General features: G+C 65.5%; 12 protein-coding genes. 8 read left to right on the top strand and 4 right to left on the bottom strand.

Annotated features, from left to right (window positions below; genetic code table 11):
• Positions 1-19 precede the first annotated feature (19 nt).
• Both ilvE and glnE read right to left on the bottom strand, forming a co-directional pair.
• Positions 20-943 (bottom strand): branched-chain-amino-acid transaminase, encoded by a 924-nt coding sequence (gene ilvE, locus ACA097_RS14990; RefSeq protein ID WP_371364209.1) that lies wholly within the window; start codon positions 941-943, stop codon positions 20-22.
• A gap of 82 nt (positions 944-1,025) precedes the next feature.
• Entirely contained in the window at positions 1,026-3,974 is a 2,949-nt protein-coding gene (glnE, locus tag ACA097_RS14985; protein ID WP_371364207.1) for a bifunctional [glutamate--ammonia ligase]-adenylyl-L-tyrosine phosphorylase/[glutamate--ammonia-ligase] adenylyltransferase, read from the bottom strand.
• A gap of 241 nt (positions 3,975-4,215) precedes the next feature.
• Between glnE and aceE the strand changes: the two genes are divergently transcribed.
• From aceE to msrA, 4 genes are all read left to right on the top strand, one after another.
• Positions 4,216-6,864: a pyruvate dehydrogenase (acetyl-transferring), homodimeric type gene (gene aceE / locus ACA097_RS14980; protein ID WP_160288607.1), complete on the top strand. Its 2,649-nt coding sequence runs from the start codon at positions 4,216-4,218 to the stop codon at positions 6,862-6,864.
• Positions 6,865-6,875: 11 nt separating this feature from the next.
• A complete protein-coding gene (aceF, locus tag ACA097_RS14975; RefSeq protein WP_371364205.1) occupies positions 6,876-8,519 on the top strand; it encodes a dihydrolipoyllysine-residue acetyltransferase in 1,644 nt (547 codons plus the stop codon).
• Positions 8,520-8,824: 305 nt separating this feature from the next.
• Positions 8,825-11,512: a bifunctional diguanylate cyclase/phosphodiesterase gene (locus tag ACA097_RS14970; RefSeq protein ID WP_043255876.1), complete on the top strand. Its 2,688-nt coding sequence runs from the start codon at positions 8,825-8,827 to the stop codon at positions 11,510-11,512.
• A gap of 83 nt (positions 11,513-11,595) precedes the next feature.
• Positions 11,596-12,243 carry a peptide-methionine (S)-S-oxide reductase MsrA gene (msrA, locus tag ACA097_RS14965; RefSeq protein WP_043255878.1) on the top strand — a complete coding sequence of 216 codons (648 nt, stop codon included), beginning with the start codon at positions 11,596-11,598 and terminating at the stop codon, positions 12,241-12,243.
• Between the two features lie 137 nt (positions 12,244-12,380).
• Here the strand turns inward: msrA and ACA097_RS14960 are convergent, their stop codons facing one another.
• Entirely contained in the window at positions 12,381-12,827 is a 447-nt protein-coding gene (locus ACA097_RS14960) for a MarR family winged helix-turn-helix transcriptional regulator (RefSeq protein WP_043255880.1), read from the bottom strand.
• A gap of 74 nt (positions 12,828-12,901) precedes the next feature.
• On the opposite strand from ACA097_RS14960, the gene ACA097_RS14955 reads away from it, so the two are divergent.
• Complete coding sequence (locus ACA097_RS14955) at positions 12,902-13,297, top strand: nuclear transport factor 2 family protein (RefSeq protein ID WP_043255882.1); 396 nt, start codon at positions 12,902-12,904, stop codon at positions 13,295-13,297.
• Between the two features lie 94 nt (positions 13,298-13,391).
• On the opposite strand, the gene ACA097_RS14950 is transcribed toward ACA097_RS14955, so the two are convergent.
• Positions 13,392-14,234, bottom strand: coding sequence for a 23S rRNA (adenine(2030)-N(6))-methyltransferase RlmJ (locus ACA097_RS14950; RefSeq protein ID WP_371364202.1), 843 nt, complete (start codon positions 14,232-14,234; stop codon positions 13,392-13,394).
• Positions 14,235-14,366: 132 nt separating this feature from the next.
• Between ACA097_RS14950 and ACA097_RS14945 the strand changes: the two genes are divergently transcribed.
• The 3 genes from ACA097_RS14945 (at position 14,367) to mscK (ending at position 21,656) form a co-directional block, all read left to right on the top strand.
• The gene (locus ACA097_RS14945; protein ID WP_371364200.1) at positions 14,367-16,169 is read left to right on the top strand and encodes an acyl-CoA dehydrogenase; all 1,803 of its coding nucleotides are present in this window, start codon (positions 14,367-14,369) and stop codon (positions 16,167-16,169) included.
• Between the two features lie 278 nt (positions 16,170-16,447).
• Positions 16,448-18,190, top strand: coding sequence for a potassium/proton antiporter (locus ACA097_RS14940; protein ID WP_371364198.1), 1,743 nt, complete (start codon positions 16,448-16,450; stop codon positions 18,188-18,190).
• A gap of 100 nt (positions 18,191-18,290) precedes the next feature.
• Positions 18,291-21,656, top strand: a complete 3,366-nt coding sequence (mscK, locus tag ACA097_RS14935) for a mechanosensitive channel MscK (RefSeq protein ID WP_371364196.1) — start codon at positions 18,291-18,293, stop codon at positions 21,654-21,656.
• Positions 21,657-21,674: the final 18 nt, after the last annotated feature.

The following is a 21,674-nucleotide window of genomic DNA, read 5'->3' as shown; positions in this document are numbered from 1 at the left end:
TCATGCCCTTGACTGAAGCTTACTTGACCAGGGTGCGCCATTCCGGATGGGCGCTGGTCTTGCCGCTGACCAGGTCGAAGTAGGCCTTCTGCAGCTTCTCGGTCACCGGGCCGCGGCGGCCGATGCCGATGGAGCGGCCGTCGACCTCGCGGATCGGGGTCACTTCAGCGGCGGTGCCGGTGAAGAAGGCCTCGTCGGCGATGTAGACCTCGTCGCGGGTGATGCGCTTCTCGACCACCTTGATGCCCAGCTCGTTGGCCAGGGTCAGCACGGTGTTGCGGGTGATGCCGTTCAGGCAGGCGGTGACTTCCGGGGTGTAGATCACGCCGTCCTTGATGATGAAGATGTTCTCGCCGGAGCCCTCGGCCACGTAGCCTTCGGGGTCGAGCATCATGGCCTCGTCGGCGCCGCCGGAGATGGCTTCCTGCAGGGCCAGCATCGAGTTGATGTAGGCACCGTTGGACTTGGCGCGGGTCATGGAGATGTTCACGTGGTGGCGGGTGAAGGAGCTGGTGCGCACCTTGATGCCCTGCTCCAGCGCGTCGTCGCCCATGTACGCGCCCCAGTGCCAGGCGGCCACGATGACGTGGACCTTCAGGCCGGATGCGCGCAGGCCCATGCCTTCGCTTCCGTAGAACACCATCGGGCGGATGTAGGCGCTTTCGAGGTTGTTCTCGCGGACGGCGGCGCGGGTCGCCTCGTTAATTTCTTCCTTCGAGTACGGCATCTTCATGTTCATGATGTGCGCCGAATCGAAGAGGCGGTCGGTGTGCGCCTGCAGACGGAAGATCGCGGTGCCTTCGGGGGTGTTGTAGGCGCGCACGCCCTCGAACACGCCCATGCCGTAGTGCAGGGTATGGGTCAGCACGTGGGTGGTCGCATCGCGCCACTGCACCAGTTCACCGTCATACCAGATCACGCCATCACGATCAGCCATCGACATCGTTGCCAGCTCCTCACAGAAATTCGTCGTTCGGTCGCCGCGCAAGTGCATTGCGCCAGCGACCGGTGCGTACTGCCCGGGATCAGGCGAGCTCGAGCTCGCGCCAGATCCGCATCACTCCGCGGCGTTCGCCATGGAAACGGTCGCCACTCACTACGCCCGGCTGTTTCTGCAGCGCCAGGCGGTGCGCGGCTGCGCGATAGGCCTTGTAGGCCTCCTGCAGGAAACGGACGTCCTCGCTGGCGATCAGGCCAGCCCGCTCCAACCCTTCCAGAATGCGGATGTTGTCGGTGAACTGCAGCAACTCGGGGTGCTGCCACGACCAGGCAAGGGCCGCATATTGCACCATAAATTCGATATCGACGATACCACCGGCATCCTGCTTGAGATCGAAGTCAGCCGCGGCTTCGAAGGCATTCGCCGCCGTTCCCGCCGCGGTCGCGGGGGTGCCGAGGTTGTCGCGCATCTTCGCGCGCATCTCGCTCACTTCGCGGCGCAGCTCGCCCAGATCGCGCTGCCGGCCGAGCACCGCAGCCCGAATGCCTTCGAACTCGCGCGCCACCCGCGAGCAGCCGGCGAGCACGCGGGCACGCACCAGGGCCTGGTGCTCCCAGGTCCAGGCTTCGTTCTGCTGGTACGCCTGGAACGCTGCCAGCGAGCTCACCAGAAGGCCGGCTGCGCCGCTCGGACGCAGGCGCATGTCCACTTCATAAAGAGCACCGGAAGTGGTCTGGGTCGTCAGGAAGTGGATGATCTTCTGCCCCAGGCGGGTGAAGAACTGCGAGCCGTCGATGGACTTCTCGCCATCGGTCTCGCACTGCGGGTCGCCGTCGTGGATGAACACCAGGTCGAGGTCCGAGCCATGCCCCAGCTCCAGGCCGCCGACCTTGCCGTAGCCGACGATGATGAAGTCCGGATCGCACGGTGTGCCATCGGCCCGCAGCGGCCGGCCGTGCTTCTGCACCAGCTGGTGCCAGGCCAGCGCCAGGACCTGTTCGAGGATCGCCTCGGCAAGCCAGGTCAGGTAGTCGCTGACCTTCATCAGCGGCAGGGTGCCGGCGATCTCCGAAGCCACCACGCGCAGGCCGTGGGCCAGCTTGAAGTGGCGCAGGGTCTCCATCTGCTGTTCGAGGTCGTCCTCGGGAATGCGCATCAGCCGTTCGCGCAGCTCGGCGATCAGCTCGGGCGCCTTCGGCGGGCTCAGTAGACGGCCTTCGTTGAGCAGCTCGTCCAGCAGGATCGGGAACTTGGCGATCTGTTCGGCCACCATCGGGCTGGCCGCACAGAGGGTCAACAGGCGCTCAAGCGCGCCGGGGTTCTCGGTGAGCAGCACCAGGTAGGCCGAACGCCGCGCCACCGCTTCCACCAGCGGCAGCACGCGCTCCAGGGTCAGGTCCGGCTTGTCGTGCTCGGCGAGCATGTTCAGCAGACGCGGGATGAAGGCGTCCAGGCGCTCCCGCCCCAAGCGTTGCATGGCGCGCACCTGGTTGCCGTGGCGCAGGTCGATGAGCCTTTTGAAGGCCGCTTCCGGCGCGGCGAATCCGGCATCGGCCAGCTGCCGGCAGGCGGACTCCTCGTCCACCTGCTCTTCCCATAAAGGCAGCCATTCGCCGCCGATGCAGGCGCCTTCGGCTTCGCCGTTTTCGTCCTCGTCGGGGTCGGCGATCACCTGGCGGAAGTGCCAGTCGACGCGCTCGCGCCAGTGGTTGATCGCCTCATGGAAGGCCGACCAGTTGGCGAAGCCCATGATGAAGGCGACGCGAATACGCGCCACTTCGTCCTCCGGCAGCATCTGCGTCTGCCGGTCATCGATGGCCTGCAGGGCATGCTCGGCATAGCGCAGGAACTCGTAGCCCTCGCGCAACTCGCCGACAACCGCTGCCGGCAGGTAACCCTGCCCTTCCAGGGTCGCCAGCACGCGCAGCAGCGGCCGCTGCTGCAGGCTGAGGTCGCGGCCGCCGTGGATCAGCTGGAAGGCCTGGGCGATGAACTCCACCTCACGGATGCCGCCGGCGCCGAGCTTGATGTTCTCGCTCATGCCCTTGCGCCGGACCTCCTGCTGGATCAGCTGCTTCATGTTGCGCAGCGCCTCGATGGCAGAGAAATCCAGGTAGCGCCGATAGACGAAGGGCCGCAGCAGTTCCAGCAGGCGCTGGCCTGAGTCCTGGTCGCCGCCGACCACCCGCGCCTTGATCATCGCGTAGCGTTCCCAGTCGCGTCCCTGGTCCTGGTAGTACTGCTCCAGGGCGGCAAAGCTGTGCACCAGCGGACCGCTGGAGCCATAGGGGCGCAGGCGCATGTCGACGCGGAAGACGAAGCCCTCGACGGTGATGGCATCCAGCGCCTTGATCAGCCGCTGCCCCAGACGGGTAAAGAACTCCTGGTTGTCCAGCGCGCGGCGCGCGCCTTGGGTTTCGCCGCCCTCCGGGTAGCCGAAGATCAGGTCGATGTCCGAGGACAGGTTCAGCTCCCCGGCGCCCAGCTTGCCCATCCCGAGAATGACCAGGTGCTGCGGTAGCCCGGAGCGGCCGCCCATCGGCGTGCCGAATTGCTGGCAGTGCCGCGCGTAAAGCCATTGATAAGCCAGATCGATGCAGTTATCCGCCAGATCACTGAGATCACGGCAGGTTCCCATCAGATCGCTGCTGCGGGTCAGGTCGCGCCAGACGATGCGCACCTGCTGACGCCGGCGGAAGCGGCGCAGCCGGCGTCCCAGCTCATCTTCATCAGCGCAATCGGCCAGCAGCGCGTCCAGTTGCGCACGCATTTCGCCGCCCGCCAGCGGGCGGTCCAGCAGGCCGTCGGCGACCAATTCGAGGAAAGCCTGAGGGTCGCGGGCAGCCTGTTCAGCGACGAAGTCACTGGCCGCGCAGACCAGGGCGAAGTCGGCATGGCGCTCGGCGGACCACTGCGAATAGAAGGAGGCGATTTCAGCGGGAAGGGAGGAGACGGCAGTTGCGAAATTCTGCCCCGCGCGCTCGGCGAGGGGCTTCAAGGTGGCCGGCAAAGCGGCCCGGGACGGCAGAGTCATGCATCGTTCCTGATGAACGGCACCCCGCGGAAGCCCCGCCATTCGGGCGCCTGTAGTTTTACTACTAACTTTTTTTCGCGAAGGGCTGTATCCGAAAAGGTTTTGTAGTAAAACTACAACCCGCCGGAAACACCCCCGGTGTACTTCCAAGAATTCGCCGCGCCGCCCACGAAGCCGGCGCCGCTATCGGCAACGATCACTGGCTTTCGATTCTGGAAGCCTTTCCGCCCTGGAGCAAGCCATGCAAGACCTCGATCCCATCGAAACCCAGGAGTGGCTGGACGCCCTGGAGTCCGTGCTCGACCGTGAAGGCGAGGACCGCGCTCACTACCTGATGACCCGCATGGGCGAGCTGGCCAGCCGCTCCGGCACCCAGCTGCCTTACGCCATCACCACGCCGTATCGCAACACCATCCCGGTCACCCACGAAGCACGCATGCCCGGCGACCTGTTCATGGAACGCCGCATTCGCTCGCTGGTGCGCTGGAACGCGCTGGCCATGGTGATGAAGGCGAACAAGAACGACCCGGACCTGGGCGGCCACATCTCGTCCTTCGCCTCCTCGGCGACCCTGTACGACGTTGGCTTCAACTATTTCTTCCAGGCCCCGACCGACGAACACGGCGGCGACCTGGTGTTCTTCCAGGGCCACGCCTCCCCCGGCGTCTATGCCCGCGCCTTCCTCGAAGGCCGCATCAGCGAAGACCAGCTGAACAACTTCCGCCAGGAAGTGGACGGCAACGGCCTGTCCTCCTACCCGCACCCCTGGCTGATGCCGGACTTCTGGCAGTTCCCGACCGTTTCCATGGGGCTGGGCCCGATCCAGGCGATCTACCAGGCGCGCTTCATGAAGTACCTGGAAAGCCGCGGCTTCATCCCCGCCGGCAAGCAGAAGGTCTGGTGCTTCATGGGCGACGGCGAGTGCGACGAGCCGGAATCCCTGGGCGCGATCTCCCTGGCCGGCCGCGAGAAGCTGGACAACCTGATCTTCGTCATCAACTGCAACCTGCAGCGCCTCGACGGCCCGGTTCGCGGCAACGGCAAGATCATCCAGGAACTCGAAGGCGTGTTCCGTGGCGCCGAGTGGAACGTCAACAAGGTGGTCTGGGGCCGCTTCTGGGACCCGCTGTTCGCCAAGGACACCGCCGGCCTGCTGCAAGCGCGCATGGACGAAGTCATCGACGGCGAGTACCAGAACTACAAGGCCAAAGACGGCGCCTACGTGCGTGAGCACTTCTTCGGTGCCCGTCCGGAGCTGCTGGAGATGGTCAAGGACCTCTCCGACGAGGAAATCTGGAAGCTCAACCGTGGCGGCCACGACCCCTACAAGGTCTATGCGGCCTACCACCAGGCGGTCAACCACAAGGGCCAGCCGACCGTCATCCTGGCCAAGACCATCAAGGGCTACGGCACCGGTTCGGGCGAAGCGAAGAACATCGCGCACAACGTCAAGAAGGTCGACGTCGAGTCGCTGAAGTCGTTCCGCGACAAGTTCGACATCCCGATCAAGGATGCCGACCTGGAAAACCTGCCGTTCTACCGCCCCGAAGAAGGCAGCGCCGAAGCCAAGTACCTGGCTTCCCGCCGTGCCGCGCTGGGCGGCGTGATGCCGGTGCGTCGCGAGAAGAGCTTCCAGGTTCCGGTTCCCCCGCTGGAAACCCTGAAAGCCATACTCGACGGCTCGGGCGACCGCGAAATCTCCACCACCATGGCCTTCGTGCGGATCATCTCGCAGCTGGTCAAGGACAAGGACCTCGGCCCGCGCATCGTGCCGATCGTGCCTGACGAAGCCCGCACCTTCGGCATGGAAGGCATGTTCCGCCAGCTCGGGATCTATTCCTCGGTGGGCCAGCTGTACGAACCGGTCGATAAAGACCAGGTGATGTTCTACCGCGAGGACAAGAAAGGTCAGATCCTCGAGGAAGGCATCAACGAAGCCGGCGCCATGTCCAGCTGGATCGCCGCGGGCACCTCGTACTCCACGCACAACCAGCCGATGCTGCCGTTCTACATCTTCTATTCGATGTTCGGCTTCCAGCGTATCGGCGACCTGGCCTGGGCTGCCGGCGACAGCCGCGCGCACGGCTTCCTGATCGGCGGCACCGCCGGCCGTACCACCCTGAACGGTGAAGGCCTGCAGCACGAAGACGGTCACAGCCACCTGCTGGCGGCGACCATCCCGAACTGCCGCACCTACGATCCGACCTACGCCTACGAGCTGGCGGTGATCATCCGCGAAGGCTCGCGCCAGATGATCGAAGAGCAGCAGGACATCTTCTATTACATCACCGTGATGAACGAGAACTACGTCCAGCCGGCCATGCCGAAGGGCGTAGAGGAAGGCATCATCAAGGGCATGTACCTCCTCGAGGAGGACAAGAAGGAAGCCGCTCACCACGTGCAGCTGCTGGGCTCCGGCACCATCCTGCGCGAAGTGGAAGCGGCGGCGAAGATCCTCCGCGAGGACTTCGGCATCGGCGCCGACGTCTGGTCCGTACCGAGCTTCAACGAACTGCGTCGCGACGGCCTGGCCGTGGAGCGCTGGAACCGCCTGCACCCGGGCCAGAAGCCCAAGCAGAGCTACGTGGAAGAATGCCTGGGCGGCCGCAAGGGCCCGGTCATCGCCTCCACCGACTACATGAAGCTGTACGCCGAGCAGATCCGCCAGTGGGTTCCGAGCAAGGAATACAAGGTCCTGGGCACCGACGGCTTCGGCCGCAGCGACAGCCGTCGCAAGCTGCGCGACTTCTTCGAAGTCGACCGCCACTGGGTGGTCCTGGCCGCGCTGGAAGCCCTGGCCGACCGTGGTGACATCGAACCGAAAGTGGTGGCCGAGGCCATCGCCAAGTTCGGCATCAACCCCGAAAAACGCAACCCGCTGGACTGCTGAGGAGAGGCACGATGAGCGAACTGATTCGTGTACCCGACATCGGCAACGGTCAGGGTGAAGTGATCGAACTGCTGGTCAAGGTCGGCGACAAGGTCGAGGCCGATCAGAGCCTGCTGACCCTGGAGTCGGACAAGGCCAGCATGGAAATCCCCTCGCCGAAAGCCGGCGTGGTGAAGAGCCTGAAGGTCAAGGTGGGCGACACCCTCAAGGAAGGCGACGAGATTCTCGAGCTGGAAGTCGAGGGCGGCGCCGCTGCCCCCGAGGCCCCGGCAGCCAAGACCGAAGCCCCTGCTGCAGCGGCGCCCGCGCCGGCCGCAGCTCCGGTTGCCGCTCCGGCGGCGCCGGCCGCTGCCGCCAGCGTCCAGGACATCCACGTCCCGGACATCGGCTCGGCAGGCAAGGCGAACGTCATCGAAGTCATGGTGAAAGCCGGCGACACGGTCGAAGCCGACCAGTCGCTGATCACCCTGGAATCGGACAAGGCCAGCATGGAAATCCCCTCGCCGGCTGCCGGCGTGGTGGAAAGCGTTTCGATCAAGATCGGTGACGAAGTCGGCACCGGCGACCTGATCCTCAAGCTCAAGGTCGCAGGCGCTGCTGCTCCGGCCGCCGCCGAGCAACCGGCTGCCGCTCCGGCACCGGCGGCAGCTCCGGTTGCAGCCGCTCCGGCCGCCGCACCGGCTCCGGTCAAGGACGAAGGCCCGGCCCCGGTCGGCGCCCCCAGCCGTGACGGCGCCAAGGTGCATGCAGGCCCTGCCGTGCGCATGCTCGCCCGCGAGTTCGGCGTCGAGCTGTCCGACGTGAAGGCGACCGGTCCGAAAGGCCGCATCCTCAAGGAAGACGTGCAGCTGTTCGTCAAAGAACAACTGCAGCGCGCCAAGTCGGCTCCGGCCGGCGCAGTGGGCGCTACCGGTGGCGCGGGCATTCCGCCGATTCCGGAAGTCGACTTCAGCAAGTTCGGCGAAGTGGAAGAAGTGGCGATGACCCGCCTGATGCAGGTCGGCGCCGCCAACCTGCATCGCAGCTGGCTGAACGTGCCGCACGTGACCCAGTTCGACCAGTCCGACATCACCGACATGGAAGCCTTCCGCATCGCGCAGAAAGCCGCCGCGGAGAAGGCCGGGGTCAAGCTGACCGTACTGCCGATCCTGCTCAAAGCCTGTGCGCACCTGCTCAAGGAACTGCCGGACTTCAACAGCTCCCTCGCCCCCAGCGGCAAGGCGCTGATCCGCAAGAAGTACGTGCACATCGGCTTCGCCGTAGACACCCCGGACGGCCTGCTGGTGCCGGTGATCCGCAACGTCGACCAGAAGAGCCTGCTGCAACTGGCCGCCGAAGCCGCGGAACTCGCGGAAAAGGCGCGCACCAAGAAGCTCTCGGCCGACGCCATGCAGGGCGCCTGCTTCACCATTTCCAGCCTCGGCCACATTGGCGGCACCGGCTTCACGCCGATCGTCAACGCGCCGGAAGTGGCGATCCTCGGTGTGTCCAAGGCGACCATGCAGCCGGTGTGGGACGGCAAGGCCTTCCAGCCGCGCCTGATGCTGCCGCTGTCGCTGTCCTACGACCACCGGGTGATCAACGGCGCCGCCGCCGCGCGCTTCACCAAGCGCCTGGGCGATGTGCTCGCCGATATCCGCACCCTGCTGCTGTAAATGCATCGGCCCCCATTCGGGGGCCGATTCGTTTTTACCAACGAGCACGCCACGCTCGTTCTCTCCAGCCCCGCCGGATGACGGGGCTTCTTTTTGCCCGCCGCTCTACCACCGCGCACTTCATGGCAAACCGCCAGTATCCGTGGCATCCTCCGATCAACGGTCAGCCTTTTCCTCAATCGATGCCCGACCGCGCCGATAAAGGCTTTGCTTGTCAGACATTTCTGCATCATGCACCCTTGCCTGAGCCATCAGAAGTCGGCCGAGGCAAAGCACCTCGCCCAGAACTGGAAAAACCGCCGAGCATGAAGAGTCATCCCGATCCCGCCAACCGTCCGGCGGTCGAGGCTGTCACGCAGCTCCCCGTCCCTTCGCGGCTGGGGTTGTTGCGCTTCGAGCGGTTGAACGAGCCGAGCTGGACACTCCTGTACCTCGACGCCGCCTGCGAACGCAGCCTCGGAGTCGCCGCCGCCGATCTTTGCAGCCTGCTCGATTCGCCCTATGCCAGCCTGATGGAGCCGGAAGCGCGCCACCGCCTGCACGAGCAGATCCAGCAGCAGCTACTGCAGAACGGCCGCTACCAGGTGCGCTACAGCCTGCACACGCCCCGTGGCGCGCTCAGCCTGCTGGAGATCGGCGAGGCCGTGCAGCAGCGCGGCCGCCAGTTGCTGCAGGGCTATCTCGTGCATGACGACTCCTCCGCAGAGCAAGCCGCACCAGGCGAACTGGAAGAGCAGAACATCCGCCTGAAGATGTCCCTGGAGATGTACCAGCGCTCCCAGGACGAACACCTGCAGCACCTGGTGCGCTCACGCGCCCAGCAGAACCTAATCGTGCGTCTGGCGCGCCATCGCTACCAGTCCGACGACCCGCTACTGGAAGCCGCGCAGTTGATCGCCCAGGCCGCCAGCGAGGCCTACGAAGTGGCCCGCGCCGGCATCTGGCGACTGACCAAGGACAACGTCCTCGAGCCGATCGCCATCTACCGCCGCGACATCGACCAGTTCGAATTGCCGCGCAGCTTCGACGCCAGCCGCTTCCCGAACTACCTCGAAGCCATCAACAGCGGTCGTGCAATTGACGCACACAACGTCCTGCAGGACCCGCGTACCCGCGAGCTCGCCGAGCATTACCTGCGCGCGCAAGGCATCAGCGCGATGCTCGACGCGACCATCCGGGTCGGCGGCGAGGTGGTCGGCGTGCTCTGCCTGGAGCACATAGGCGAAGTGCGCCTGTGGCAGAGCGACGAAGTCGCCTTCGCCGGCGAGCTGGCCGACCAGTACGCCCAGGTGGTGATGAACCACGAGCGGCGCAGTGCCTCCAGCGCCCTGCACCTGTTCCAGCGCGCGGTAGAGCAGAGCGCCAGCGCCTTCCTGCTGATCGAACGCGAAGGCGTGATCGAATACGTCAACCCGAGCTTCACCGCCATCACCCAGTACGGCGCCGACGAAGTGCGCGGCCGCCGCCTGTCCGAAGTGCCGGCCCTGGCCAACCTCAGCGACCTGCTGTTCGACGCCAGCTCCGCGCTGCTCGCGCAGAACAGCTGGCAAGGCGAATTCCGCAGCCGGCGCAAGAACCTCGAGCCTTACTGGGGCCAGCTGTCGCTGTCCAAGGTCTACGCCGACGACGGCGAGTTGACCCACTACATCGGCATCTACGAAGACATCACCCAGAGCAAGCTGGCCCAGCAGCACATCGAGAAGCTCGCCTACCGCGACAACCTCACCGGGCTGGCCAACCGGCACTACTTCATCAATGTCCTCGAAGAACGCCTGCACGCCGGCAGCCAGACACCGCTGAGCCTGCTGCTGGTGGACATCGACAATTTCAAGCGGATCAACGACAGCCTTGGCCACCAGACCGGCGACAAGCTGCTCGCCAGCCTGGCGCGGCGTCTGCGCAGCAGTCTTTCCGACGGCACGACGCTGGCGCGCTTCGCCAGCAACGAGTTCGCCGTGCTGCTCGAGGAGTCCAGCGCCGGCCGTGGCGAGCGGGTGGCCGCGCAGATCCTCGACGTGCTCGACAAGCCGCTGTTCGTCGACAACCAACTCATCAACATCACCGGTTCGGTCGGGCTGGCCTATGCGCCGCAGCACGGCCAGGACCCACAGACGCTGATGAAGAACGCCGGCCTCGCGCTGCACAAGGCCAAGGCCAACGGCAAGCACCAGCTGCAGACCTTCACCGAGGCAATGACCGCCGAGGCCAGCCACAAGCTGTTCGTCGAGAGCAACCTGCGCCGCGCGCTGGTGCATAACGAACTGGCAGTGCACTACCAGCCCAAACTGTGCCTGCGCAGCGGCCAGCTGCTCGGCCTGGAAGCCCTGCTGCGCTGGGAGCACCCGGAGCGCGGCATGATCCGCCCTGACCAGTTCATCAGCGTGGCCGAGGAAACCGGGCTGATCATCCCCATCGGCAAGTGGGTGATCCGCGAGGCCTGCCGCCAGGGCCGCGAGTTGATGGAAAAGGGCCTGGGACCGCTGAACATCGCGATCAACCTGTCGCCCAAGCAGTTCAGCGACCCCGACCTGGTCGGCTCGATCGCCGCGATCCTCCACGAGGAACAGGTACCGGCCGGACGCCTGGAGCTGGAACTCACCGAAAGCCTGCTGCTCGACGCCACCGCCGACACCAAGCAGCAGTTGGAACGCCTCAAGCAGCTCGGCCTGACACTGGCCATGGACGACTTCGGTACCGGCTATTCGTCGCTGAGCTACCTGAAGAAATTCCCCATCGACGTGATCAAGATCGATCGCAGCTTCATCAAGGACATCCCGGACAACCAGGACGACATGGAAATCACCTCGGCGGTGATCGCCATGGCCCACAACCTCAAGCTGCAAGTGGTCGCCGAAGGCGTGGAGACCGCGGCGCAGCTGGCTTTCCTGCGGCGCAACCGCTGCGATATCGGCCAGGGCTACCTGTTCGACAAACCCATCCCCAGCGCCGAGCTGTCCGCCAGCCTGCAACGCTATCCCTGCCGCAGCGACTGAAAAATCCCACGCCCTAGGCAAAATCTGTAATCTCCGGGGTCTACGCGCGTCTATCCGCATCCCAGCCAGAGGAGACGAATGCCATGACCCTGCGTTCCCAGATTCTCGTCCACAAGCACGAACTGCCCAGCCAAGCCCAGGCCCTGCCCGGCCGAGAGACGCCTATGCCGGTGCCCGAGACCCACTACGTCAACGGCCACACCCTGTGCCCGCCGTACCCGGCCGGCCTGCAGCAGATCGTTCTAGGACTGGGCTGTTTCTGGGGAGCAGAGCGGCGCTTCTGGCAGCAGCCGGGCGTGTGGGTCACCGCGGTCGGCTACGCCGGCGGCCTGACCCCGAACCCGACCTACGACGAAGTCTGCTCCGGCCTGACCGGCCACACCGAAGTCGTGGTGGTGGTCTTCGACCCGCAGCAGACCAGCCTGGAGAAGCTGCTCAAGGTGTTCTGGGAATCCCACGACCCGACCCAGGGCATGCGCCAGGGCAACGACACCGGCACCCAGTACCGCTCGGCCATCTACTGGACCAACCAGGCGCAGAAAGCCGTGGTGGAAGCCAGCCGTGCGGCCTTCCAGAAGGAACTGAGCGCCAACGGCTACGGCGAGATCACCACGGAAATCCGCGAGGTGCCGCCGTTCTACTACGCCGAGGCCTACCACCAGCAGTACCTGGCGAAGAACCCCAACGGCTACTGCGGCCTGGGTGGCACCGGGGTTTGCCTGCCGGCGTGAGGTAGACGCGCCCTGGCGCCAGGACCTGCAAAGGTCATCACCGCATAACGCAGAAGCCCCGGCACCGCCGGGGCTTCTTGCATTCTGCGATCCGCTCGACGCGGCTCGCCGGAAAGCATCGCTCCAGCGCAAAGCATCTAGCGCGGACTCCAACGCCCGTGGAGACGTTCGAGGATGCGCCGCAGCTCGTGCGCATCCGCCTCCCCCAAGGTTACGGCCAGCCCCTCCTCTGCCTGCGCGGACAACTCCAGCGCCCTTGCGTAAAGGCGTTCCCCGCTTGCCGTCAGCTGTACCCGCTTGGCCCGGCCGTCGTTGGGGTCGGCGGCGACACGCAGGTAACCCAGCTCGCATAACTGCTCCACCAGATAGGCCATGCTCTGCTTGGTCATGCCGGCGCGCGCCGCGAGATCGACCACTCGACTGCCGCCGCTTTCCAGACCGCGCAGCACAGCACTGTGCGGCAGGCGCACGCCAGGAAACTCCTCGCCCAGGCGGCCATAGAGCCAGTCGGCAAGCAGTTCGTAGGGATAGCGCAGCAGCACACCCAGGGATTTTCGATTCGGATCGACGAGAGGACTGTTCATCGGCTCAGCTTGAACAAAGTCAGTTTACCTGTCTATTTTAGACAGACAAACTGACTTTGTTCCAGGAGATAGCTATGAGCTCGATCACCCGCAACCTCGAAGTCGTGGATCGGCATATCCGCGACGAAGCCCGCGATGTCGATGCAGTGCTCGACCTATATACCGACGACATAGTGCTGAGCATCCCCGGCCGCGGCATCGAACTGCATGGCAAGTCGGCCATCCGCATCATGTACCTGCGACTGTTCGGCGCCATGGGCGAGATCGAGCTGGAACCGCTGGACCGCTTCGCTACCGAGGACAGGGTGGTGGATGACATGCGCGTGCGCCTGCGAATCACCGCCGAGGGCATCGACAACTGTCCGCTTCCGGTGGGCAGCCGCGCCGAGCTGCGGCTGGTGCATCACTTCCGCATGCGCGATGGGCTGATCGCGCGGGAAGAAGTCTTCGAGACCTGGACGGCGCTTTGAAGTCGCAGCAGGAGAGCTTGCACGCGAATCCGCTTGATGCGTGTGCCCCGGAAAGCGTTCGCGAGCAAGCTCGCTCCTACAGGGATTGCGGGCCTCAGGCGCCCTCGGCCACCAGCCAGTCCAGGCGCCAACTGCCTTCGCTCTGCGCCAGCACCTGCGCCAGCCACGGCAGCAGCTCGCGCAGTTCGTCCTCCAGCGGCCACGGCGGGTTGACGATGGCCAGGCCCGAGCCGTTGAGGCGGTCGGCAGTGTCCGAAGGATGCACCAGCAGTTCGGCGCGCAGCAGCTTGGGCGCGTTGCTGCGCTCCAGCCCCTGGTAGAAGCGCTTGAGCTGGCGCTCGTCCTTGATCGGATACCAGATCACCACCACCGTCTGGCGCATCCGGGCGATGGCTTCGCCCAGGGCGGTAATGCAGCGCTCCAGCTCATCGGCCTGCTCGAACGGCGGGTCGATCAGCAGCACTGCACGCTTTTCCGCCACCGGCAGCAGCGCTCGCGGCAGCAACCAGCCGTCGTTCTGGTGCACGGCGATTCGCCGCTCGCCGCCCATGTTGGCCTTGAGCAGGCGACCGTCCTCTGGGTGCAGCTCGTTCAGGTGCACACGGTCCTGGGAACGGGTCAGCCGCCGCGCCAGCTCGGGAGAGCCGGGGTAGTACTGCAGTTCGCCATCCGGGTTCATCGCCTGCACCAGCGCCATGTAATCGGCGGTCAGCTCCGGCAGGTCGTCGCGCTGCCACAGGCGGCCGATGCCCTGCTCCCACTCGCCGGTGCGGCTGGCCTCGTCGCCCAGCAGGTCGTACAGGCCGATGCCCGAGTGGCTGTCGAGGAAGGCAAAGGGCGTGTCCTTGCGCGCCATCAGGGCGAAGATCCGCGAAAGGACGATGTGCTTGAAGACATCGGCATGGTTGCCGGCGTGGAAGGCGTGACGGTAGTTCATGAACGGCAGGCTCCTTGGGGGAGGGCATTTTAGTGCATGGGCGATGTTTTGGGCCTCTATCACGCTCATGGATGTTAGTGGGCGCCCTTAATTCACCAGATTAGACTGCTGTCACCCATCTGGAGGCCGACCATGTCCGAGACCCTGCTCAGCTCCCGCAACCTCGCCTTCGAGCTCTACGAAGTGCTCGACGCCGAAGCCCTGACCCAGCGCGAGCGCTTCGCCGAGCACAACCGCGAGACCTTCGACGCGGCCATTTCCACCGCGCGCGGCATCGCCGAAGAGCTCTTCGCCCCGCACAACCGCAAGAACGACGAGCACGAACCGCAGTACGTCGACGGCGCCGCGGTGCTCATCCCCGAGGTCAAGCCGGCGGTCGACGCCTTCAACGAGGCCGGTTTCCACAACGCCTCGCGCAGCTTCGAGCAAGGCGGCATGCAGCTGCCGCACCTGCTGTCGCGCGCCTGCTTCGCGCACTTCCAGTCGGCCAACATCGCCACCTCGTCCTACCCGATGCTGAGCATGGGCTCCAGCCACCTGATCGAGTCCTTCGGCAATGACGAGCAGAAGCGTCTGTTCCTCGAGCCGATGATCGAAGGTCGCTTCTTCGGCACCATGGCGCTGACCGAGCCGCACGCCGGCTCGTCGCTGGCCGACATCCGCACCCGCGCCGAACCGCACGCGGACGGCAGCTACCGGATCAAGGGCAACAAGATCTTCATTTCCGGTGGCGACCACCCGCTGTCGGAAAACATCGTGCACATGGTCCTGGCCAAGCTGCCGGACGCACCGGCCGGGGTGAAGGGCATCTCGCTGTTCATCGTGCCGAAGTTCCTGGTCAATGCCGACGGCTCCCTGGGCAAGCGCAACGACGTGACCCTGGCCGGCCTGTTCCACAAGATGGGCTGGCGCGGCACCACCTCCACCGCGCTGAACTTCGGCGATAACGGCGACTGCGTCGGCTATCTGGTGGGCAAGCCGCACCACGGCCTGGCCTACATGTTCCAGATGATGAACGAGGCGCGCATCGGCGTCGGCATGGGCGCGATCATGCTCGGCTACGCCGGCTACCTGTATTCGCTGGAATACGCCCGCGAGCGTCCGCAGGGCCGCCCGGTGGACGCCAAGGACCCGACTTCGGCGCAGGTCTCGATCATCGAGCACGCCGACGTCAAACGCATGCTGCTGACCCAGAAGGCCTACGTCGAAGGCGCCTTCGACCTCGGCCTGTACGCCTCGCGCCTGGTCGACGACTGCGAGACCCTGCCGACCGAGGATGAGCGCAAGCAGGCGCACGAGCTGCTCGACCTGCTCACCCCGATCGTCAAATCCTGGCCCTCGGAGTTCTGCCTGAAGGCTAACGAGCTGGCCATCCAGATCCTCGGCGGCCACGGCTACACCCGCGAATACCCGGTGGAGCAGTACTACCGCGACAACCGCCTGAACCCGATCCACGAAGGCACCCACGGCATCCAGTCGCTCGACCTGCTCGGCCGCAAGCTTGCACAGAACAACGGCGCCGGCCTCAAGCAGCTGACCCGGCTGATCCACCAGGCCTGCGAGCGCGCCCGTGGCTACCCGAGCCTCGACGCCCTGCGCCAGCCGCTGGAGCAACTGCTGGCGCGCCTCTCCGAAGTGACGCTGGCGCTGCTCGGCGACCTGATGCAAGGCAAGGTCGCCCAAAGCCTGGCCAACTCGGCGCTGTACCTCAAGGTATTCGGCCACATGGTGATCGGCTGGCGCTGGCTGGAACAGGCGATCCGCGCCGAAGAAGGCCTGGCGCGCGGCAACGCCGCCGACGAGGACTTCTACCGCGGCAAGCTGCAGGCCGCGCGCTACTTCCTGACCTGGGAAGTGCCGTCCTGCCACCACGAGCTGGCGCTGCTCGAGGCCCGCGACAACACCTGTTCGAGCATGCGGGACAGCTGGTTCTAGTTCCCGCCTGCGTTCTTCAGCCCCGGTCACGTCCGGGGCTTTTTTATTTTCGCGTGCCGCAGAGCCTTCCGTAGGAGCGAGCTTTCTCGCGAATGAGCTCCGGCAGCATGCGTTCGCGAGCAAGCTTGCGCCTACAAGGCAGGGCTGAAAGCCTCGTGAAGGCTTGCGCAATTAGCCTTTGACAGCCTTGCAAATCCGCGGGTTAGAATCCCTTGGCATGCGGCCTGCATCCTTCCCGATAGCCTTGCCGTTCCCTATCTGCCAGGAGGCCCGATACCTTGGATGCCGTTTCGATCAACACCTATTTCCTGATCGGTGCGGTACTGGTCGGCATGAGCATTCTGGTCAGTTCGCTGTCCTCGCGCCTTGGCATCCCGATCCTGGTGATCTTCCTCGGCGTCGGCATGTTCGCCGGCACCGACGGCCCCGGCGGCATCGGTTTCTCCAACTATCCCGTGGCCTACCTGGTGGGCAACCTCGCGCTGGCGGTGATCCTCCTCGACGGCGGTCTGCGCACGCGCGTAACGAGCTTCCGCGTGGCACTCTGGCCAGCGCTGTCACTGGCCACCGTCGGCGTGCTGGTGACCGCAGGGCTGACCGGCATGGCCGCCGCCTGGCTGTTCAAGCTGAGCTGGATGGAAGGCTTGCTGATCGGCGCCATCGTCGGCTCTACCGATGCTGCGGCGGTGTTCTCCTTGCTCGGCGGCAAGGGTCTCAACGAGCGGGTCACCGCGACCCTGGAAATCGAATCCGGCAGCAACGACCCGATGGCGGTGTTCCTCACCGTCACCCTGATCGACATGCTCGCCCACGGCGAGAACGAGATCAGTTGGGCCTTCGCCGGCCACCTGCTGAGCGAGTTCGGCATCGGCTCGGTGCTCGGCCTGGGCGGCGGCTGGCTGCTGTTGCAGGTAATCAACCGCATGCACCTGGCCGGCGGCCTCTACCCGCTGCTGGTGATCAGCGGCGGCCTGCTGATCTTCGCCGTGGCCAACACCGTGCACGGCAGCGGCATCCTCGCCATCTACCTCTGCGGCCTGGTCCTGGGCAACCGGCCGATCCGCTCGCGCCACGGCATCCTGCACATGCTCGACGGCATGGCCTGGCTGGCGCAGATCGGCATGTTCCTCATCCTCGGCTTGCTGATCACGCCTCACGACCTGCTGCCCATCGCCCTGCCGGCGCTTGGCCTGGCCCTGTGGATGATTCTCTTCGCCCGCCCAATTTCGGTGCTGCTGGGGCTGATCCCGTTCCGCGCCTTCCATGGCCGCGAGAAAGCCTTCATCGCCTGGGTCGGCCTGCGCGGCGCGGTGCCGATCATCCTCGCGGTGTTCCCGCTGATGGCCGGCCTGCCGAACGCCCAGCTGTTCTTCAACGTGGCCTTCTTCATCGTCCTGGTCTCGCTGCTCGTGCAGGGCACCAGCCTTCCCTGGGCCGCGCGCCTGCTGCGGGTTATCGTGCCGCCGGACCCGGCGCCGATCTCCCGCGCGGGCCTCGAAGTGCACCCGACCAGCGAGTGGGAGCTGTTCGTCTACCACCTGAGCAAGGAAAAGTGGTGCATCGGCGCCGCCCTGCGCGAGCTGAAGATGCCCGAAGGCACGCGTATCGCCGCGCTGTTCCGCGGCACCCAGCTGCTGCACCCGTCCGGTAGCACCATCCTCGAGGCCGACGACATCCTTTGCGTGATCGGCCATGAACATGACCTGCCGGCCCTTGGCAAGCTGTTCAGCCAGGCGCCGGACCGCGGACTGAGCGCACGCTTCTTCGGCGACTTCGTCCTCGAAGGCGACGCCCAGCTGTCGGCGGTGGCCTCCCTCTACGGCCTCAAGCTCGTGGGTGTCGATGGCGAACAGTCGCTGGGCCGCTTCATTGCCCACGAGATCGGCGGCCAGGCGATCATCGGCGACCAGGTGGAATGGAACGGCCTGACCTGGACCGTGGCCGCCCTGGACGGGAACAAGATCCGCAAGGTGGGGGTCAAATTCCCCGAAGGTCGTCCCGGTCCGGGGCTCTTCCTCTAGCGCCCCACCGCTCGCCCGGCAGCCCATCGTCCAACCTTGCCGCTGCCGCCGGCGGCGCACTACGCTCACTGCAACTTTTCGAGAACCACCGACCGCGACCATGCCTTCGTCCCTGCGCAATCTGCTCGCCGCCCTCCTCCTGGGAGGAGCCCTCGTCACCCTGCCGGTGCACGCCGACGCCAACCAGCCGCCTTCCGCCGATGCCGTCCAGCAGAGCCTCGACGGCCTGGCCGCGCGCAAGCTGCCGGATGCCGACATGCAGGTCGCCAAGGCCAGCCTGGAGCGCACGCTCAAGCTGCTCGGCACGCGCGACGACAATGTGAAGCAGCTGGACGAACTGAAAACCAGCCTGGCCGACGCGCCCCGACAGATCATCGAGAACCAGCGCAATCTGGCGCGCCTGAAGGCAACCCCGGACAAGCCTGCGACCCAGCGCTACGCCGGGGAGAACGTGAGCCGCCTGGAGTTGCTGCTCAACGACCGCACCACCCAGCTCACCGACTGGCAGAAACAGCTGCTCGACGCGAAGAGCCAGTTCATCACCGCGCAGACCCGCCCCGAGCGCGCCCAGGCCGACATTAGCAATGCCCAGTCGCGGGTGCTGGAAATCGGCAACCTCCTCAAGGCGGGTAAGGAGACCGGCAAGTCGATCTCGCCGGAGCGCCGCAACGAACTGCTCGCCGAGCAGGATTCGCTGAACGCGCAGATACAGCTGCTGCGCCAGCAACTGGCCGGCAACAACCTGCTGCAGGACCTTGCCAACAGTCGCCGCGATCTGCTCAGCGAGCAGATCGCTCGCGCCGAGCACGAGACCCTCGAACTGCAGACGATGATCAGCGACAAGCGCCGCCAGCAGTCGGAAAAGACCGTCGCCGAGCTGGCCAAGGACAGCAGCCAGAGCACCGGTAGCGACAGCCTGCTGAGCCAGGAGAACGCCACCAACCTGCGCTTCTCGGACTATCTGCTGCGGACCACCGACCGCCTCAACGATCTGACCCGGCGCAACCTGGAGGCCAAGCAGCAGCTCGACACCCTGACCCAACTCGACCAGACCCTCGACCAGCAGATCAATGTGCTGCGCGGCAGCCTGCTGCTGTCCAAGGTCCTCTACCAGCAGAAACAGTCGCTGCCCAAGATCAAGACCGACCAGGAACTGGCCGACGAGATCGCCGACCTGCGCCTGTACCAGTTCGAGCTGAACCAGAAGCGCGACGAGCTGGCCAACCCGCAGATGTACATGGACAAGCTGCTCGCCCAGCAGCCACAGGAAACCGTGACGCCGCAGCTGCGCCAGGACCTGAGCAACCTGGTGGACACCCGCAGCGAGCTGATGGAGCGCCTGAACCACGAGCTCAATGCCTTGCTCAACGAGGCCATCACCCTGCAGCTCAACCAGAAGCAGCTCAAGGACACCAGTGACAACCTGCGCGCCACGCTCGACGAGCAGATGTTCTGGATTCCCAGCAACCGCCCGCTGGACCTGTCCTGGTTCAAGATGACCCCAACCCTGCTGCAGAACCAGCTGGCGCAGGTACCCTGGGGCTCGGCCGTGGTCGAAGTGGGTGAAGGCCTGATCGACCGTCCGCTGCTGTTCCTGCCGCTGATCCTGCTGATCGCCGGCCTGCTCTGGAAGCGTCGCTTCCTCTACGACAAGCTGGCCTCGCTGAACGACGACATCGGCCACTTCAAGCGCGACGGCCAGGCGCACACGCCGCTCGCCCTGCTGCTGGTGATACTGCTGGCCCTGCCTGGCACCCTGGCACTGGCCATCGCCGGCCTGGCGCTGGTGCTCGACGCTCGCGGCCAGAACGCCACCCTCGGCGCCGCGCTGCTGCAGATGGCCGAAGTCTGGCTGGTGTTCTACACCGCCCACCGCATCCTCAGCCCCGGCGGTATCGCCGAGCTGCACTTCCACTGGAGCCAGGCGCAGGTGCGCTTCGCCAGCAAGATGATCCGTCGCCTGGGCGCCGTGGTCATGGCGCTGGTTGCGGTCTTCACCGTGGCCGAGCACCAGCCCGGCAGCCTGGCCGACGACGTCATCGGCATTGCCGTGGTGCTCGCCGGCTATGCGGTGATGACCACCCTGCTCGGGCGAATCCTCTTCGCCAGCCCGAGCACTTCGCGCCCATCGGCAATCAAGATGATCGTCGGCGTGCTTTTCACCGCGCTGCCGGTGCTGCTCTTCATCGCGGTCTGCTTCGGCTATTACTACACCGCGCTGCGCCTGAGCGACCGGCTGATCGACACCCTGTTCCTGCTGATGATCTGGGTGGTGATCGAGGCCACCTTCGTCCGCGGCCTGAGCGTGGCCGCCCGGCGCCTGGCCTACCAGCGCGCGCTGAGCAAGCGGCAGAACCCGCCCAAGGAGAACGCCGATGGCAGCGAAGCGGTGGAAGAGCCGACGCTGAACATCGAAGAGATCAACGAACAGTCCCTGCGCCTGATTCGCCTCGGCCTGCTGATCGTCTTCGTGGCGGTGCTGTACTGGATCTGGGCCGACCTCATCAGCGTCGCCTCGTACCTCAACGACGTGACGCTCTACCAATACACCACGGGCACCGGCGACAACCTCAGCAGCTCGCCGATCAGCCTCGGCGACGTGCTCATGGCCCTGGTCATCGCGGCAGTCACCACGGCCCTGGCGCGCAACCTGCCGGGCCTGCTGGAAGTGCTGGTGCTGCAACGCCTGACCCTGGCACAAGGCAGCGCCTACGCCATCACCACACTGCTTTCCTACGCCATCAGCGGCGTCGGTATCGTCAGCGCGCTGTCCACCCTCGGCGTCAGCTGGGACAAGTTGCAGTGGCTGGTCGCGGCGCTCTCCGTCGGTCTGGGCTTCGGCCTGCAGGCGATCTTCTCCAACTTCGTCTCCGGCCTGATCATCCTCTTCGAGCGCCCGGTGCGGATCGGCGACACCGTGACCATCGGCAGCCTCTCCGGCACGGTCAGCAAGATCCGCATCCGCGCCACCACCATCACCGATTTCGACCGCAAGGAAATCATCGTCCCCAACCAGACCTTCATCACCGGGCAGTTGGTGAACTGGTCGCTGAGCGACACCGTCACCCGCGTCACCATCAAGATCGGCCTGGCCTACGAGTCGGACCTGGCGCTTGCACGCAAGCTGATGCTCGAGGCCGCACGCAACAACCCGCGCGTGCTGCGTGATCCGGAGCCGTCGCTGTACTTCCTGTCGATCAGCGCCAGCACCTTCGACTACGAGCTGCGCTTCCACGTGCGCGAACTGGGCGACCGCAACCCGGCGGTGGACGAACTGCTCACCGCCATCGCCCTGAGCTTCCGCGAAAATGGCGTGGAGATGGCCTTCAACCAGCTCGACGTCTACGTGAAGAACGGCGAAGGCAAGGAAATCCACCTGGCACAGAAGATCCCCCAGCTGCCCCTGGCCCTGCCCGGCGTACCGGTGAAGGACCAGGACCCGCCGTTGCCGGGCAGCAAGCCCTGAGTCTGGACGGCTCCGGAC

It is taken from the genome of Pseudomonas sp. QL9 (assembly GCF_041409665.1).
Classification (GTDB): domain Bacteria; phylum Pseudomonadota; class Gammaproteobacteria; order Pseudomonadales; family Pseudomonadaceae; genus Pseudomonas; species Pseudomonas knackmussii.
This window is presented reverse-complemented; position numbering and strand designations above follow the sequence as displayed.